General features: G+C 62.3%; 17 protein-coding genes. 7 read left to right on the forward strand and 10 right to left on the reverse strand.

Features of this window, described 5'->3' with window-relative positions:
* Nucleotides 1–138: 138 nt before the first annotated feature.
* From DK391_RS40760 to DK391_RS40775, 4 genes are all read right to left on the reverse strand, one after another.
* Nucleotides 139–1434 carry an FAD-binding oxidoreductase gene (locus tag DK391_RS40760; RefSeq protein WP_109483673.1) on the reverse strand — a complete coding sequence of 432 codons (1296 nt, stop codon included), beginning with the start codon at nt 1432–1434 and terminating at the stop codon, nt 139–141.
* A gap of 2 nt (nt 1435–1436) precedes the next feature.
* Nucleotides 1437–2195 carry an amino acid ABC transporter ATP-binding protein gene (locus tag DK391_RS40765; RefSeq protein WP_109483674.1) on the reverse strand — a complete coding sequence of 253 codons (759 nt, stop codon included), beginning with the start codon at nt 2193–2195 and terminating at the stop codon, nt 1437–1439.
* The gene (locus DK391_RS40770; protein WP_109483688.1) at nt 2192–2848 is read right to left on the reverse strand and encodes an amino acid ABC transporter permease; all 657 of its coding nucleotides are present in this window, start codon (nt 2846–2848) and stop codon (nt 2192–2194) included. The genes DK391_RS40765 and DK391_RS40770 overlap by 4 nt, the downstream gene beginning before the upstream one ends.
* Nucleotides 2849–2928: 80 nt before the next feature.
* Nucleotides 2929–3699, reverse strand: a complete 771-nt coding sequence (locus DK391_RS40775) for an ABC transporter substrate-binding protein (protein ID WP_109483675.1) — start codon at nt 3697–3699, stop codon at nt 2929–2931.
* A gap of 164 nt (nt 3700–3863) precedes the next feature.
* Between DK391_RS40775 and DK391_RS40780 the strand changes: the two genes are divergently transcribed.
* From DK391_RS40780 to pqqE, 6 genes are all read left to right on the forward strand, one after another.
* Nucleotides 3864–4670 carry an IclR family transcriptional regulator gene (locus tag DK391_RS40780; RefSeq protein ID WP_109483676.1) on the forward strand — a complete coding sequence of 269 codons (807 nt, stop codon included), beginning with the start codon at nt 3864–3866 and terminating at the stop codon, nt 4668–4670.
* Nucleotides 4671–5002: 332 nt separating this feature from the next.
* Nucleotides 5003–5077 (forward strand): pyrroloquinoline quinone precursor peptide PqqA, encoded by a 75-nt coding sequence (gene pqqA, locus DK391_RS40785; RefSeq protein ID WP_109483689.1) that lies wholly within the window; start codon nt 5003–5005, stop codon nt 5075–5077.
* 155 nt (nt 5078–5232) lie between these two features.
* Nucleotides 5233–6153, forward strand: a complete 921-nt coding sequence (gene pqqB / locus DK391_RS40790) for a pyrroloquinoline quinone biosynthesis protein PqqB (RefSeq protein ID WP_109483677.1) — start codon at nt 5233–5235, stop codon at nt 6151–6153.
* Between the two features lie 47 nt (nt 6154–6200).
* Nucleotides 6201–6908, forward strand: coding sequence for a pyrroloquinoline-quinone synthase PqqC (gene pqqC, locus DK391_RS40795; protein ID WP_109483678.1), 708 nt, complete (start codon nt 6201–6203; stop codon nt 6906–6908).
* Nucleotides 6905–7189, forward strand: coding sequence for a pyrroloquinoline quinone biosynthesis peptide chaperone PqqD (pqqD, locus tag DK391_RS40800; protein ID WP_109483679.1), 285 nt, complete (start codon nt 6905–6907; stop codon nt 7187–7189). Before pqqC ends, pqqD begins: the two co-directional genes overlap by 4 nt.
* A 4-nt stretch (nt 7190–7193) precedes the next feature.
* Complete coding sequence (gene pqqE / locus DK391_RS40805) at nt 7194–8387, forward strand: pyrroloquinoline quinone biosynthesis protein PqqE (RefSeq protein ID WP_109483680.1); 1194 nt, start codon at nt 7194–7196, stop codon at nt 8385–8387.
* Nucleotides 8388–8409: 22 nt separating this feature from the next.
* Here the strand turns inward: pqqE and DK391_RS40810 are convergent, their stop codons facing one another.
* The 6 genes from DK391_RS40810 to DK391_RS40835 form a co-directional block, all read right to left on the reverse strand.
* Entirely contained in the window at nt 8410–8598 is a 189-nt protein-coding gene (locus tag DK391_RS40810) for a hypothetical protein (protein WP_109483681.1), read from the reverse strand.
* Between the two features lie 138 nt (nt 8599–8736).
* A complete protein-coding gene (locus DK391_RS40815) occupies nt 8737–10200 on the reverse strand; it encodes a heavy metal sensor histidine kinase (RefSeq protein WP_109483682.1) in 1464 nt (487 codons plus the stop codon).
* Nucleotides 10197–10883, reverse strand: a complete 687-nt coding sequence (locus tag DK391_RS40820) for a heavy metal response regulator transcription factor (protein WP_109483683.1) — start codon at nt 10881–10883, stop codon at nt 10197–10199. The genes DK391_RS40815 and DK391_RS40820 overlap by 4 nt, the downstream gene beginning before the upstream one ends.
* 76 nt (nt 10884–10959) lie before the next feature.
* Nucleotides 10960–12480 carry an efflux transporter outer membrane subunit gene (locus DK391_RS40825; protein ID WP_109483684.1) on the reverse strand — a complete coding sequence of 507 codons (1521 nt, stop codon included), beginning with the start codon at nt 12478–12480 and terminating at the stop codon, nt 10960–10962.
* Entirely contained in the window at nt 12477–13727 is a 1251-nt protein-coding gene (locus DK391_RS40830) for an efflux RND transporter periplasmic adaptor subunit (RefSeq protein WP_109483685.1), read from the reverse strand. Before DK391_RS40830 ends, DK391_RS40825 begins: the two co-directional genes overlap by 4 nt.
* Nucleotides 13720–16962, reverse strand: a complete 3243-nt coding sequence (locus DK391_RS40835; protein ID WP_109483686.1) for an efflux RND transporter permease subunit — start codon at nt 16960–16962, stop codon at nt 13720–13722. The genes DK391_RS40830 and DK391_RS40835 overlap by 8 nt, the downstream gene beginning before the upstream one ends.
* A 144-nt stretch (nt 16963–17106) precedes the next feature.
* On the opposite strand from DK391_RS40835, the gene DK391_RS44710 reads away from it, so the two are divergent.
* Nucleotides 17107–17318 (forward strand): hypothetical protein (locus DK391_RS44710; protein ID WP_162601052.1); only part of this gene is annotated, 212 nt, incomplete at its 3' end.

Below are 17318 nucleotides of genomic sequence, written 5' to 3' on the forward strand. Positions count from 1 at the left end.
CGGCTTTCTTTTGCCTACTTTTCTTTGCCGCTGCAAAGAAAAGTAGGTGCTGCCCCGCACAGGGGCGACGCATGAAGTACTAACACCACATCGCGGACGCCAGCGAAAGTACAAAAAGCAAAAAGCAAAAGCAAAAAACTACGAAACAGCATCCATCAACCGATACCAAGCCACCCCCGCAGTAATATAAAACCTCTGCATCCCATGAAATGGAATCCCTCTAACTGCAGAGATATCAAACGGAAACGGCACACTCGCATCATCACAAAGCCGCGCAGCGAGATACTTACCAACGGTAGTCCCCATAGCAATCCCCCGCCCGTTATAGCCGAGTGCAATACTCAACCCAGGCGCCGGCTCATGCACATGAGGCAAAAAGTCCGCAGTAATCGCCACACGCCCGGCCCACCGATACTCATACCCCACACCCTTCAACTGCGGATACAGTAACTCAACCGCACGTTCGAGATGCGCCCAATCCCCTTCAGCCCGCGGCTCGGAAAACGGACCACGCCCACCCATCAATAACCGCCCCGCCGCGTCGCGCCGGAAATACCGCAACAACCGACGCGAATCCGAAGCCACCTCGCCTCCGCGCAAAATGGCATGGCCAACCTCCGGCGCCAACGGCCGCGTCGCGACAATAAAACTGTTCGCCGCGATCACCGATTGCCGCAAACCCGGCCAAAGCGAACCCGTATAGCCATTGGTCGCAATCACCACACGCTGCGCTTCGACACTCGCCCCGCTTCGCGTCTGAACGCGCCAACCCCGCGCATCACGCGATAACGCCGTCACCGATGTGCGTCCATGAATCGCCACACCTAAGCCCTGCGCCGCGCGCACCAGGCCGCGCACATAGCTCAACGGCTGGATACTGCCCGCACGATGATCCACCCATCCACCGATATAGCTCTTCGTGCCAAGCCGCTGCGACACCTGCTCCGCATCGAGCAGACTCACTTCGACGCCCCGCGCCGCCCATTGCCGCGCACGCCGCGTAACCGTCTCGAGCATCGCCGCCGATGGCGCCGGCTGAATCCATCCACGTCGCACTGCATCGCATGCAATGCCGTACCGGTCGATCAGATTGAAGACGTTATCGGCGGCCGCGCCGACTGTCTCGACCAACCGGTTGCCCGCCGTTTCGCCGAACCGCTGCACCAGTTCGTCGGGATCGTACTTCAGGCCCGGAATCACCTGCCCGCCGTTGCGGCCCGATGCGCCCCAGCCCGGCTCGGCCGCGTCGAGCACGCATACCTTCACGCCACGTTCGGCCAGATGCAAAGCCGTCGACAAACCCGTAAAACCCGCGCCGATAATCGCGACATCGACGGATACCGGCTCGCGCAACGGCGGCGTGTCCGCTGCAGGCTGCGCCGTCGCCGCCCACAACGAGGCCGGCAAAGCCGCGCCTTCTTTCACTTCGGTCATGTTCAGTTCTGGTTGGCGGTGGCGTGAGCGTCGCTGGCAGACAGCAGACGCCGCAAGAAGTCCTGTGTGCGAGGATGCTGCGGATCGGTCAGCACGTCGCGCGCCGGACCCGTTTCGCAGATCGTGCCGCTGTGCAGGAAGCACACGCGGTCGGCCACTTCGCGAGCGAACGCCATCTCGTGCGTGACCACCACCATCGTCATGCCGTCGCGCGCCAGCGAGCGCATCACGTTCAGCACTTCACCGACGAGTTCGGGATCGAGCGCGGAAGTCGGTTCGTCGAACAGCAAGGCTTCCGGCTGCATCGCAAGCGCGCGTGCAATCGCCACGCGCTGCTGCTGTCCGCCCGACAGTTCCGCGGGATACGCATTCATCCGATGCGACAGGCCCACCTTGTCGAGCAGCTGCCGCGCCTGCTCGCGCGCCTCGCCAACAGGCGTGCGGCGCACGTACACCGGGCCTTCCATCACGTTCTCGAGCGCGGTGCGATGCGCGAACAGATTGAAGCGCTGGAACACCATGCCCACGCGCATGCGCAATTCGTGGATGTTCTTCGCGTTCGCATCGACACGCACGCCGTCGATTGTGATCGTGCCCGCATCGTAAGTTTCGAAGCCGTTGATACAGCGCAGCACCGTCGATTTGCCCGAGCCGGACGGCCCGATCAGGCACACCACTTCGCCCGCCTTCACGCTCAGGCTCACGCCCTTGAGCACTTCCTGATTGTGAAAGCGCTTATGGATTCCATTGATCTCGATCATCGGCTTTTCCTCACCGCGAGTCGCCTGCCAAGCTGGTTGACGCCGAACATCAACGGCAGACTCAGCACCAGATAGAGCAGCGCGACGAGCGTGTAGACCGTCATGTTCTGGAACGTCGACGATGCAATCAGTTGTCCCGCACGCGTGATCTCGGCCACCGTGATGGTCGAAGCCACCGACGAATCCTTCAGCAACATCACGAGCGTATTGCCATACGGCGGCAGCGCGATCCGGAACGCCTGCGGCAACACCACGCGCCGCATGATCAGCGGACCGCGCATGCCGATCGCGTGCGCCGCTTCGATCTGTCCGTGATCGATCGCCTCGATGCCCGCGCGGAAGTTTTCTGCCTGATACGCCGAGTACGCGATGCCCAGACCGATCACGCCCGCCTGAAACGCCGACAGTTGCACGCCCATGTCGGGCAGCACGAAATAGATATAAAAAAGCTGCACGATGATGGGCAGCCCGCGGATCAGATTGATCACAGTGCTGCCGAAGGTCGATGCCGCGCGGTTGCGCGACACCTTCAGCAACGCGAGCACAAGACCGAGAACCGAACTGAGCACGAACGCGCAAGCCGTGATCTCGATAGTGATGATCGCGCCTTTCAGCAGGATCGGCAGAAAATCGATTGCGTTCTGCAAAAACATCGCGCCTCCCAACACGCCTGGCAAATCGTCCGCGCGCATGCAGCGCGGACAGGTTCGAATGCAGCGGTATCGCGCGGTGTTTAGCTCATGTGCCACTTCTGCAGGATCTGCTGCAGCGTGCCGTCAGCCTTCATCTTTTTGATCGCCGAGTTCAGCTGCTCGAGCGTGGCCGTGTCGCCCTTGCGCACGATGAAGCACACCGAGCCCTTCACGGCCGACTGGTACTCGGGCACGAGACGCACCTGTGTATTGGCGCCCTGCTGCAACTGATACGCGACGATAGGTTGATCGGCGAAGCCCGCCTTGATGCGGCCAAGCGCGACGTCGCGCATGATGTCCGCGACGGAATCGTAGGTGCGCACTTCCTTGAAGATGCCCTTCTTGTTCAGCGCATCGACGAACGCCGTGCCGACCTGCGCGCCGACCACCTCGCCCTTGAAGTCGTCCATCGACGTGTAATGGCCTTTGTCGTCCGCCTTCACGACAAGACCTTCGCCGTACGAATAAACGGTGTCGGAGAAATCGACGATCTGCTGGCGCGCCGGCGTCTTGCGCATCGCGGCGGAAATGATGTCGATCTTCTGCGTGGTCAGCGACGGAATCAGCGCAGAAAACACGCTCTGCTGCACATCGACCTTGAAGCCGGCCGCGCGGCCGGCAGCATCGATGGCGTCGACCATCATGCCCTGGATCGAATTCGACTTGACGTCGAGGAACGTGAACGGCACACCCGTGGCCGTTGCGCCAACCTTGTAGACGGGTTCTGCAGCGCGCGCGGCTCCCGTTGAAAGCGCAAAACAGGCAGCAAGACCAGCAGCGAACAGGGAAACGTGTTTGGCGAACGTAACCATGCATATCTCCAGACAGGAGCCGGCGCGTCGGTGCGACCGCTGGCGGATTTCGTTTTGTGACCGCCAAACCATGATAATCGAATCAAAAAAATCGCAAAGAGATTTTTGCGTATCGATATGCGATACGATATGATGCTTTATCGAATTCGAGCTTGAGACGACCAATGGACAATCCGCCTTCCGATTCCACTGCTGGAAATGGCTCCGACCTGCTGTTCAACCAGTCGGTGGAGAAAGGACTGAACGTGCTGCGCGCGTTCAGCGCGAAGCGCCGCACGATGACGCTGGCCGAAGTGGCGGAAGCCACGTCGATGTCGAAGAGCTCGGCGCAGCGCATGGTCTATACGCTCGAAAAGCTCGGCTATATCCGCAAGCATCCGTTGACGCGCCGCTATCAGCTGACGCCGCGCGTGATGCAGATCGGCTTCAACTATCTGGCCGCCGACACCCTGATCGACGTCGCCAATCCGTTCCTGTCGGAACTGACGAACATCACGGGCGAGACCACCAACCTGACCGAACCCGACGACGACGACATGGTCTACGTGTCGCGCTTCGTGTCGACCAAGTTCGTACCGATCCACATGCCGATCGGCAGCCGCATCCCCATGTATTGCACGGGCAGCGGACGCGCGTTTCTCGCCGCGTTGCCCGTCGATGAAGCGCTCGCACGTCTCGCGCAGATGAACCGTGTTGCGTTCACCGCGAACACGGTGACGGATCTGTCCGTCTTGAGCGAGCGCCTCGCCGAAGCGCGCCAGCAAGGCTACGCGACGAATCGCGAAGAACTGTTCATTGGCGATATGTCGATCGCCGCGCCCGTGATGGGCAGTCAGGGGCGGCCTGTTGCCGCCGTGCACGTGGTAGCGCCCACCAGCCGCTGGAGCTTCGAGGACGCGCGCCAGAAACTCGCACCGGCTGTCATCGACTGCGCGCGCGGCATCAGCAATTCAATCCGCACGCTCGAGTAACGCCGCAGCGCGCCGTGCATGATATGAAGCCGCGGCCCGATCGCATCCACCGTTTCACGATGGCGTTCAGAAGCGGTAAAACAGCGTTTATCTGCCGTGCACGGAACGCAAAATGCGTCCACAATGGACCATCGGCTCACGCAACACCTTGCTGCGGTTCCGCTACTGTAAGGCGCGTAAGCAACGTGCCTTCCCCGTGGTGCTGCCAACTGGCTGGTACGACAGTTGCGTCAGCAACGTAGGCCGATACGGATAGGGTGCGCAGGTCTGCGCACGCTACGCCCGTAATGGGACCGCTTGTTTGCTTCTTCACTCGTGAACGGAGGACGGCTATGCAGTGGACTACCCCTGGGTATATCGACATGCGTTTCGGGTTTGAAATCACGATGTACATCGCGACTCGATGATTTGCCCCTGAGCGGGGCTGCCTCGGTTTGTTGCCGGTTTTTGCCGGCTATTTCCGGTCGGGCAGTCCCGTTCCTGTTTTTGTCCGGCCGCGTTTCCCTCCATGTGATCGGTATCTTCCGGTCGCGCTTTGCCCCGTTATCCCGGAGCAGCAACGATGAAAATCAAGGTGCTGGGTTCTTCGGCGGGCGGCGGCTTTCCACAATGGAACTGCAACTGCCGCAATTGCGACGGCGTGCGCAAGGGCACGATCAACGCGCGACGGCGCACGCAGTCGTCGATCGCGGTGAGCGTGGACGGCGTGGCGTGGCTGCTGGTGAATGCGTCGCCCGATATCCTCGCGCAGATCGCTGCGAACCCTGACATGCAGCCCGCCCGCCATGCACGCGATACGGGCATCACCGCCGTGCTGCTGATGGACGCGCAGATCGATCACGTCACGGGTCTGCTGATGCTGCGCGAGAACAGCGCGCCACTGCCGCTTTATACGACCGATGCCGTGTGGCAGGACCTTTCGACCGGCTTTCCCATCGTGTCGATCCTGTCGCATTACTGCGGCGTGGCGCGTCACACCATCCCGCTCGACGCTGGTCCATTCGAAATAGCCGCCCTGCCAGGCGTGCGCATCGAAGCGCTGCCGCTGTCGAGCAAGGCGCCACCTTATTCGCCGCACCGCGCGGCGCCACAGCGCGGCGACAACATCGGCCTGCTGATCACCGCGCCGGATTCGGGCAAGCGCGTGTTCTATGCGCCCGGACTCGGCGCGCTCGAACCGCACATCCGCGATGCGATGCGCAGCGCGGATCTGCTGCTCGTCGACGGCACGACCTGGACCAGCGACGAAATGATTACCCTCGGCCTGTCGAAGAAAACGGCTGCCGATATGGGCCATCTTGCGCAAACGGGTCCCGGCGGCATGATCGACGTGCTGGATTCGCTCGACAGACCGAACGCTCGCAAGGTGCTAATCCATATCAACAACACCAATCCGATACTGATCGACGATGGTCCCGAACGGCGCACACTGGCGGAACATGGGATCGACGTCGCGCACGACGGCATGCTGTTCGAACTGTAAGTTGCACGATCTCACACGCATGAGCCACTGACACGGAGGCGCAATCGATGAGTTTGAAAGGCGACATCGGCCCGGCATGGACCCGCGAAGGATTCGAAGCGCAATTGCGTGCGAAGGGACAGGCGTATCACATCCATCACCCGTTCAACGTGAAGATGAACAGCGGTGGATGCTCACGCGAGCAGATTCGCGGCTGGGTGGCGAATCGCTTCTACTATCAGATCAACATACCGCTGAAAGATGCGGCCGTGCTCTCGAACTGTCCCGACCGTGAAACGCGCCGCCGCTGGGTGCTGCGCATTCTCGATCACGATGGCTATGGCGAGGACGAAGGCGGCATCGAAACATGGGCGCGGCTGGGCGATGCCGTCGGTCTTTCACGCGATGAACTGTGGTCGCTGGAACATGTGGTGCCGGGCGTGCGCTTCGCCGTCGATGCGTACGTGAACTTCGCGCGCCGTGCGCCGTGGCAGGAAGCCGTGTGCTCATCGCTGACGGAAATCTTCGCGCCGCAGATTCACAAGGACCGGCTGTCGACGTGGCCCGAGCACTATCCGTGGATCAAGCCGGAGGGCCTCGCGTATTTCCGCTCGCGCATCTCGCTCGCGCAGCGCGATGTCGAGCATGGCCTTGCCGTCACGCTCGATCATTTTCGCACGCGTGAACAGCAGGAACGCGCGCTCGAAATCCTGCAATTCAAGCTCGACATTCTCTGGACGATGCTCGACGCAATCGAAAAGGCGTTTCCGGCATGAGCACTCAAGACAACGCGCCCGACACCTGCAAACGCGGCCCGAAACTGAGCAGTCTGTTCCGCCTGCAATGGGAACCGGCGCAGGACGCGCACGTGCTGCTGTATCCCGAAGGCATGGTGAAGCTGAATCAAAGTGCGGCGCAAATCCTGTTGCGTTGCGATGGAACGCGCGATATTCCCACGCTGGTGGCTGAACTCGAGGCCGCGTTCAACGCACAGGGCCTCACACCCGAAGTCGAAGCTTTCGTCGATCACGCGCGTTCGCGTGGCTGGCTGGAGTGACAGCATGACCGACCTCTCGACACCCGCACAGGCGCACGCGCAACAGGCCGTGCGCAGCAGCGTCGGGCCGCCGTTGTGGCTGCTGGCGGAACTGACGTACCGCTGCCCGCTGCATTGCGCGTTCTGCTATAACCCAGTCGATTACACGCGCCATCGCGATGAATTGAGCACCGCGCAGTGGATCGACGTGCTGCGGCAGGCGCGCAAGCTCGGCGCCGCGCAACTGGGCTTTTCGGGTGGCGAGCCGCTGATGCGCGATGACCTGGAAGCACTCGTCGCCGAAGCACGTCAGCTTGGTTTCTATACGAACCTGATCACATCGGGTGTCGGCTTGACGGAGGCGCGGCTCGACACCTTGAAGGCCAATGGCCTCGATCATATTCAGCTGTCGTTTCAGGACTCGACTCAGGAACTCAACGACTTTCTCAGCAGCACGCGTACCTTCGATCTGAAAAACCGCGTCGCGCGCGCGATCAAGGCGCATGGCTTTCCGATGGTGCTCAACTGCGTGCTGCATCGCTACAACCTGCCGCATGTCGACAAGATCATCGACATGGCGCTCGCGATGGGTGCCGAGTATCTGGAACTGGCGAACACGCAATACTACGGCTGGGCGCACACCAATCGCGCGCAGCTGATGCCCACGGCGGAACAACTGCGCGAAGCGGAAGCCGTGGTCGAACGGTACAGAAAGGAGATTGGCAATCGCTGCAAGATCTTCTTCGTCGTGCCCGATTACTTCGAAACGCGTCCCAAGCGCTGCATGAACGGTTGGGGTTCCGTGTTTCTGGGCGTCGCGCCCGATGGCGCCGCGCTGCCCTGCCATTCGGCGCGCTCGCTGCCGGGCCTCACGTTTCCCAATGTAAAGGACACGCCGCTACTGCAGATCTGGCACGAGAGCGATGCGTTCATCCGGTTCCGCGGCCTGGCGTGGATGAAGGAACCGTGCCGAAGCTGCGACGAAAAAGAGAAAGATCTGGGCGGCTGCCGTTGTCAGGCATATCTGCTGACTCAGGACGCGGCCAACGCCGATCCCGTCTGCGACAAGTCACCCCATCACGAACAGGTCGTGCACGTCGTGCGTGACGCGGCGCAACGTTCGGCAGGCCTCGCCGCCGACGAGCAGCCCATCACGTTCCGCACCGACGCGAATTCGACCCGCATCACCGCAAACGCACAGGCGCGCCAGACTCGCTGACAATCCGCGCAGACGCAACGTTTCAGACTTCCGTCGCCGTATCGGCAGCCGCGCGCGCCGCCGCCTCGGCGGCCAGCGCCTTGCCGACCTCATCGGCGAATCGCTGCAAGGAGGCAAGCGGCCCACAGACGCTGTGATACATCTGACTGCCGATCTGCGCGTCCAGCAACACCTGCATGCCGGATTTCTTGGCCATTTCGATCAGATCCACCTGAAGTCTCCTTGCGGGTACGCGCGAATCGCGACAACACCAGCGTACCCAGTCAATTTGACCGTCATTCCCCGGAATAGAGGCCAAGGAGCGGATCAATTTACCTGTTTCAACGTGCGGCGTGCATTCATCCCCTGCTCAAGGCGACTTCAGCGGTGCCGACGCCATCGGCCGCGACGCCAGCTGGGCGTCCTTCGCATGCCCCGTCTCCGGTTTCGGCGGACGCGCCGAATCGGCGCTCATGATCGAAAACCCGAACGTATTCACGCCGTCCAGGCTGCGTGCGAACACCACACCGCCGTGCATGTCGGCGACGGCCTTGACGATGGCCAGCCCCAGCCCGTGATTCTCGCGGCTGTTGGTGCGCGACAGTTCGGCACGGTAAAAACGGTCGAACACATGATCGAGCACGTCGCGCATGATCGGCTCGCCGGGATTGGCGACGGCCACCCACACGCGGCCCGCTTCGCGCGAAATCGTCACCGTGATCGTCGCGCCGGGCGGCGAATGATGGATCGCATTGATCAGCAGGTTCGCGAACGCACGCCCGAACAGCGAACGGTTGACGCGCGCCAACGCATCGCCGTGCAGTTCGGCCTGCACGTGCGCCTCTTCCATCGGCATTTCGAGGAACTCGACGGTGCGCGCCACTTCCGCCGCCAGCGACACCTCGACCAGTTCCGTCGCCCGCTCGCCCTGATCGGCGCGCGCGAGGAACAGCATGTCGTTGATGATGCCGCGCATCCTTTCGAACTCTTCGAGGTTCGATTGCAGCGTGCGGCGCAGATCGTCGACGGAACGGTTGCGCGTCAGCGCCACCTGCGTCTGCCCGATCAGAATGGTGACGGGCGTGCGCAACTCATGCGCGACGTCCGCGTTGAACGATTCGAGGCGCACGTAGGCCTGATCGAGCCGCTCCAGCGCGCCGTTGAACGAATGCGCGAGATCGTTCAGTTCGAACGGCAGTTCGGTGGTGCGCAGCCGTTGCGAGCGGTTGTCTGCGCTCACGGCCGTCGCATCGACCGTCAGGCGACGCAACGGCGCCAGGCCGATGCGCGTGACCCAGTAACTCAATAGCGACGCGCCAATCGCCCCCAAAGCCGACAGCGCCGCGAGCGCAAGTCCGAATTCGCGCAAGGCCTGCTCGGTCGGCCCGTAACTGGTCGCGACCTGCAGTTGTACCTGCGGACGGTCGCCGTTCGGCGGAATGGTCAAGGTGCGCGTGAGCAGATCGTTACCCGTGCCGTTGTCGGTGATGCGTGCGTATTCGCCGCGCCACCGTTGCGCAGTGATGCCCGACACGGGATGCCCGTAATTGAAAAGCGGCGTCGCGCTCGAAATCGAATAGAAACTGGTGCCGTCGCGCGGCGTCATGTCACCCAGCTTTTCTTGCGCGATGCGCCATTTGTCCTTGTTGATCGCGTGATGCACGATGATGCGCGCCACTTCCGTCCGGCTATCGAGCGAATCTCGCAGGCGCTGTTCGAGTTGCGAGCGCAGCACGAGGAACAACCCCGTGTCCACCAGCGTAAAAACCGAAAGCGCGACGAGCGCGAACAGCAACGCAAGACGCCGCGCGATGGAACGGGTCGGGCGCATCATGTTGCCTCCGCTTCCTCTCGCACTTCGAGCACATAGCCCATGCCGCGCATGGTGTGCAGCAGTTTGGTCGAAAAAGGTCCGTCGAGCTTCGCGCGCAGCCGCTTGATCGCCGTTTCGACGACGTTGGTGTGGCTGTCGAAGTTCACGTCCCAGACGAGTTCCGTGATCATCGCTTTCGACAGGATATCGCCCTGCCGGCGCGCGAGCACGCTGAGCAACTGGAATTCTTTCGCGGTCAGATCGAGCCGCATGCCGCCGCGCGTCGCGCGCCTGCCGATCAGATCCACATACAGATCGCCGACGCAGATCAAGGTCGATTCCTGCACCCGCGTGCGCCGTGCGAGCGCATGCAGCCGCTCGACCAGTTCGAGAAACGAGAACGGCTTGGTCAGGTAATCGTCGGCGCCTTCGCGCAGGCCGCGCACGCGGTCGTTCACGTGATCGCGCGCGGTCAGCATGATGACGGGCGTGGACTTGCGCATGCGCAACGCCTTGAGCACGCTCAGGCCGTCGCGCTTGGGCAGCATCACGTCGAGCACGATGATGTCGTAATCGAACTCGGACGCGAGATGCAGACCTTCTTCGCCGTCCAGCGCGACGTCGACAACCCAGCCCTGCTCCGTCAACCCACGGCGCAGGTAATCGACGACCTTGAATTCATCCTCCACGATGAGCAGCTTCATGGGCGCTCCTTTGTATTGTCCTCTTCATTATAAGTAGGCTTTTCAAACGTGTTCAGCCCGCCTTTACCGTCTGATTTCAATTCGGCGCTCGCGCACCTGTCGTACCCGTATCGTTCGATGCATCTTTCGCCGTGCCGTCAGGCATGCGCTGCACATCGGCCTGATTGCCCTGCTGCACGTCCCAGCCGCCGCCCAGCGCCTTCACCAGCGCGACGGACGTCGTCATCTGCTGGCCGTGGATCTGCACGTCCTGGCGCTGGCTGGTCAAGAGCGATTGCTGCGCCGTGATCACGTCGAGATAGGCGACGAGACCGCCCGAGTAGCGATCGTTGGCGAGCGACAGCAGGCGCTGCGCATCGGCCACGGCATCGTGCGATTGCGCTGAGGCGCGGTCGAGCACGGACAGCCCCGTGATGCCGTCCTGTACCTGCTGGAACGCGGTGAGCACGGCCTGCCGGTAGTTGGCCTGCGCGGCCACGTAGCCTTCGCTGGCGAAATCGACATTGGCCGCACGGCGGCCGCCGTCGAACACCACCTGGCTCAGCGCCGTGCCGAGCGACCACATCAGGCTCGGCGCGCTCAGCAGGCTGGCGAAATCGGTGCTTTGCCAGCCGATGCCCGGCGTCAGCGTGAGACTCGGGAAGAACGCCGCTTTCGCGACGCCGATCTGCGCGTTCGCCGCAGCCATCGCGCGTTCCGCCGATGCGATATCGGGCCGCCGCTGCAACACATCGCTCGGCACGCCGAGGGGAATGGCGGGCACGGGATACTCGACCACCTTCGGCTCGATCGAGAACTGCGGCGCCGGCACCGCGACCAGCGCGGCGATTGCATGTGCGAACTGCTCGCGCTGCGTGACGAGCAGTTGCGCCTGCACGCGCGTCTGATCGAGCAGCGACTTCTGCTGCAACACGTCGAGGCCCGACACCGAGCCGAGATCGTGTTCCGTCGTCACGTAGTCGAGCGCTTTCTGCTGAAGATCGACCGAGCGGTTCAACACGTCGATTTCAGCGTCGAGTTCGCGCAGCGAGAAATAATCGGTGGCGAGATCGGTGGTGAGCACGAGACGCGCGTTGGCGAGATCGTCGCGCGACTGTTCCGCCGAAGCCCGCGCGCCTTCCACCTGACGGCGAATGCGGCCGAACAGATCGACGTCGTAATTGATGGTCGGGCCGATCTGCAGATCGTTCTGCACCGTCGACTGGCTCGGCGTCGAATAGTTGGTCAGCGGCCGGTTTGCCGAAATGCGCTGGCGCGCTGCCGACGCCGACAGATCGACTTCGGGAATCAGCTGCGCACGCGTGTTGGCGAGCGTGGCGCGCGCTTGCGCGTAGTGCGCGCTGGCGGCGGCGAGCGTCTGGTTTTGCGCGAGCGCCTGGGTTTCGAGCGTATCGAGCGTGGCGTCGCTGAAAGTCTTCCACCAGTCCGGCGCAAGCGGCGCATGCGAAGGCTCGGCGAGACGCCAGTATGAATCCGTGCGCCAGGTGGGCGGCGCATCCGACAGCGGCGCCTTGTAGTCGGGACCGACGGTGCATGCGCACAGCGTGGCCACCAGCGCCAGTGTGCCCGCCCTCGCGGTATGAATGAGCGCGCTCACGACGCCGCCTTGCCCTTGGCCTGGGCTTGCGTTTGAGACGGCGACTGCGGCTGCGTCACGACGACATGATCGCCGTCTTCGATCGAATCGCTCGGATTGATGATCACGCGGTCGTTCGGCTCGACACCGCTTTCGATTTCGAGTGTCTGGCCGAGGTCTTGCGCAATCTGCACCTTGCGCAAATGCACGACACCGTCGCTATCGACGACTGCCACGCGCGGCCCTTCCGCACGGAACAGCAGCGCGTTGCCCGGCACCGTCAGTTGCGCGCGCGCACCCGATGGCAAGGCGACCTGCACATACGCGCCTGGCCGCAGCTTGCCATCGGGATTGCGCAGCGTCACTTCGACCTGCAACGAACGCGTGGGCACGTCGATAGCGCCGGAAATATGCGTGATCTGGCCGTGAAACTGCTGGCCGGGCAACTCGGCCTGCGTGACGACCACGTCCTCGCCGACCTTGATGTTCTGCGCGTAAGCCTGCGGCAATTGCACGAACACGCGCAGCGGGTCCGACTGCGCGAGTGCGAACAGCGCGCGGCTGGTGCCGCTGCCCGCGTCGATCAGATCGCCGACATCGACATTGCGCTGCGTCACCACGCCCGCGAACGGCGCGACGATGCGCTTGAAGCTTTCCAGCTGACGCAGCCGTTTTACGTTGGCTTCGGCTGCGGCGAGATTGGCGACATCCTGCGAATAGGTGCTTTGCCGTTCGTCGAGTTCCTGTTGCGAGACGGCGTCGCGCTGACGCAGTTGCTGCCAGCGCTCATACGAGCTTTTGGCAAGGCCGAGGCTTGACTGGATCTGATCGTGCTGCGCAACCGCTTGTGCGAGCTCCTGATCGATTTCAGGCGTATCGAGCACGGCGAGCAACTGCCCTTCCTGAACGCGGGTGCCGATATCGGCGTACCAGTGCAGCAGATACCCCGTCGCGCGCGCAAAGATGGGCGATTCCACATAGCCGCGCAGCGTGCCCGGCAACACCGTCACGCCTGCCGTGCCGTCGGTCGCCTTCGGCGTCACCACATTGACGTATTCCTTCGCGTTTTGTTGCGTCGTCTGCGCCACCGAGCGGCTTTGCAGGATGTTCGCGACCACCGTGCGCAACGCGCCGATGGCCAGCAGGATCAGCACGATCACGACCGCGATCTTCGCGCGCCGCCATTCGCGATGGCGTGGCGGCAACGCGTGCCCGTCCGGGGTCTCACGCGCGGGGATGGCTAGCGAAGAGTGCGTTTTTTCAGTCATCTCGATCGTCCGTGTTCGGGCTGTGTCCGTGCTTGTCGTCACGGTCGTGTCGTTCATGTGCGTCACCGCGCTGTGAGTCGCCGTGTTCACGTCCGGCCTTGCGATGCGCAAGCCGGCTATGAATCCCCGCGAACAGCAGCGGCACGAAGAAAAGTGTCGAAACCGTGGCGAACAGCAGGCCGCCGATCACCGCGCGTCCGAGCGGGGCGTTCTGCTCGGCGCCTTCGCCGAGTCCGAGCGCCATCGGCACCATGCCGATGATCATCGCGAAGGCGGTCATCAGCACCGGTCTGATCCGGCTCGCGCCTGCTTCCAGCGCGGCCGTGAGCGGCGGCGCGCCTGCCGTCAGGCGTTGCCGCGCAAACGAGACCATCAGGATACTGTTCGCCGTCGCGACGCCCATCGTCATGATGGCGCCCGTCAGCGCAGGGACGCTCAGATGCGTGCCCGTCAGGAACAGCATCCACACGATGCCCGCCAGCGCAGCCGGCAACGCACTGATGATGATGAGGGGATCGATCCACGACTGGAAGTTCACGACGATCAGCAGATAGACCAGCACGATTGCCATCGCCACGCCAATGCCGAGGCCGAAGTACGACGTGCGCATGGTCTGGACCTGGCCGCGTATGGCGATCTGGCTGCCGCGCGGCAAGGTTGCGCGTGCCTGATCGACGAGCTTTTCGACCTGCCGGTCCACGCTGCCGAGATCGCTGCCTTCCACGCTGACAAACACGTCGATCACAGGCCGGATGTTGTAGTGCGTGACCATCGCGAACTGGTTCTGCGGCGAAACCTGCACGAGGTTGCCGAGCAGTTGCGTCGGGCCTGTCGACGTGGCCGACACGGGCGTGCGCAGCAGTTGATCCACAGATGAGATCTGGTATTGCGGCGTCTGCACCGCGAGGTTGTACTCGACGCCGTTACGCGGATTGAACCAGAATCCCGGCGAGGTCTGCGTGCTGCCCGACAGCGAGATCAGCACGTTCTGCGCGACGTTGTTCGCGTTCAGATTCAACTGCTGCAGGCGCGTGCGGTCCATCTGCAGATTGATGACAGGCTCATCGAGCTTTTGCTGGATGTGCGCATCGACGGCGCCCGGAATCGTGCGGATCTGCTTGAGCAGCTTGCGCGCGATATCCAGATTGCCTTCCTGATTCGCGCCGACAATCTGCACATCGACAGCGGCGGGCAAGCCGAAGTTGAGAATCTGCGTGACGATGTCCGCCGGGTGAAAGAAGAACTCCGTGCCGGGAAAACGCTGTGTCAACAAGGCGCGCAAACGGTCGATATAGTCGAGGCTCGGTTTGTGATCTTCGTTGAGCGCGAGCAGGATCTCGCCGTCGAGCGTGCCGATGGTCCCTGCATTGCTGTACGAAAGATTGATACCGCTATATGGCAGGCCGAGATTGTCGAGCACGGTGCCGAGTTCATCGGATGGAATGACTTCGCGCACCACCTTCTCGACCTGATCGGCAAGCCGTGCCGTTTCTTCGATCCGCGTGCCTGTCGGTGCGCGCATATGCAGTCGGATCTGGCCTGCATCGACGCGCGGGAAGAAGTCTTCGCCGAGCACGAACGCGAGACCCAACGACACCACGCAGAAGCCGAGAAACAGCGTGCCGAACAGCCTGCGCCGCACCAGCAGACTGCTGAGCACCATGATGTACGCCGCGCGCATCGTCTCGAAGCCGCGATCGAAACGGTGATACATGCGCATGAAGACGTTGGGCTGCGCATGCGGATCGCGCTTGTGCGCGTGGCCCATCAGCAACATGGCGAGCGTCGGCACCAGCGTGCGCGACAGCACGTACGAAGCGAGCATCGCGAACACCACCGCTTCCGCGAGCGGCACGAACAGATAGCGCGCGACGCCCGTCAGAAAGAACATCGGCACGAACACGATACAGATACAGAGCGTGGACACCAACGCAGGCACAGCGATTTCGCCGGCACCATCGAGAATCGCATCGTGCAGGTTCGTACCCATATGCAGATGCCGCTCGATGTTCTCGATGGTGACGGTCGCGTCGTCCACGAGGATACCGACCGCGAGCGCGAGGCCGCCGAGCGTCATGATGTTGATGGTCTGCCCGAGCGCGTGCAGTGCGATCAGCGAAGTGAGAATGGACAGCGGAATCGAAATGGCGATGATGCAGGTGCTGCGCCAGTTGCCGAGAAAGAGCAGGATCATCGCGGCGGTCAGCGCGGCTGCGATCACGGCCTCGCGGACCACGCCGCGAATCGCCGCTTTCACGAACACCGATTGATCGAACAGTGCCGTGACTTTCAGATCGGCCGGCAACGCGGCCTGCGCGCCCGGCAACAAACCATATAGCGTGTTGACGATGGAAAGCGTCGACGCGCTGCCGGTTTTCAGAATCGAGATCAGCACACCGCGCCGGCCGTTTTCGCGCACGACGTTGGTTTGCGGCGAAAAGCCGTCGCGCACGTGCGCCACTTCGCTCAGATAGGTCGTCGCGCCGTTGACGGTGCGCACAGGAATGTCGTTCAGGCCCGCGACGGTGGTCGGCGAGCCGTTCATGTTGATCGTGTATTCCTTCGGTCCGATTTTTGCGGTGCCCGTCGGCAGGATCAGGTTTTGCGCGTTCACGGCGTTGACCACGTCGAGCGGTGTCAGCCCTTTGGCGAGCAGCGCGCGCGTGTCGAGATCGACGGAAATCAGGCGGCTCTTGCCGCCATACGGATACGGCACCGCCGCGCCTGGAATCGTCACGAGTTGCGGGCGCAGGAAGTTGAGCGCGGTATCGTTCAGTTCCTGTTCGGACAGACGCGGGCTAGAGAGACCGAGTTGCACCACGGGAATGCTCGACGCCGAATAGCTGATGACAAGCGGCGGTGTCGCGCCGGGCGGCATCTGCTTGAGCTGCGCCTGCTCGACGGCGACCGTCTGTGCAATGGCCGTCTGGATATTCGCGTTGGGCTGCAGAAACAGCTTGATGATGGCGATGCCTGCCAGCGATTGCGACTCGATGTGCTCGATGTCGTTGACGGTGGTGGTGAGACTGCGTTCGTTGACGGACGTGATGCGGTTGGCCATGTCTTCGGCCGACAGCCCCGTGTAGTTCCAGATGATGCTGACCACGGGGATGTTGATCTCGGGCAGCACGTCGACGGGCGTGGTGAACAGCACGAATGGCGTCGCCAGCACGATCAGGATGGCCATCACGATGAACGTGTACGGCCGCTTCAATGCGAGATTGACGATCCACATAAGAGATGTTGGTATCCGGGAGTAGCGCGAGCGTGACGAGAGGTTGCTGTGTCGGTCTTTTTGCTGAGCGATATGTGGCAGCCTGGGTGACATGCTAGTTGGTTAGGGCCAACGAATTCATGGCGCCAAAATGGCGGTTTTGCCATGTTGTTGTGGATTGGCTTACAGTGGTGGTATGGGGTTTGCTGGTTGGTTTTTGGTTTGGTTTGGTTTGGTTTTGGTTTTGGATTTGGTTTGGGCTTCGCTTTCGTTGGCATCCGCGATTTGGTTTGCCTGCTTCTCGCGTTGCCCCTGTGCGGGGCGGCACTTACTTTCTTTGCCGCCGCAAAGAAAGTAAGCAAAGAAAGCGGGCTAAC

The organism is Paraburkholderia sp. C35 (assembly GCF_003121405.1).
Classification (GTDB): Bacteria; Pseudomonadota; Gammaproteobacteria; order Burkholderiales; family Burkholderiaceae; genus Paraburkholderia.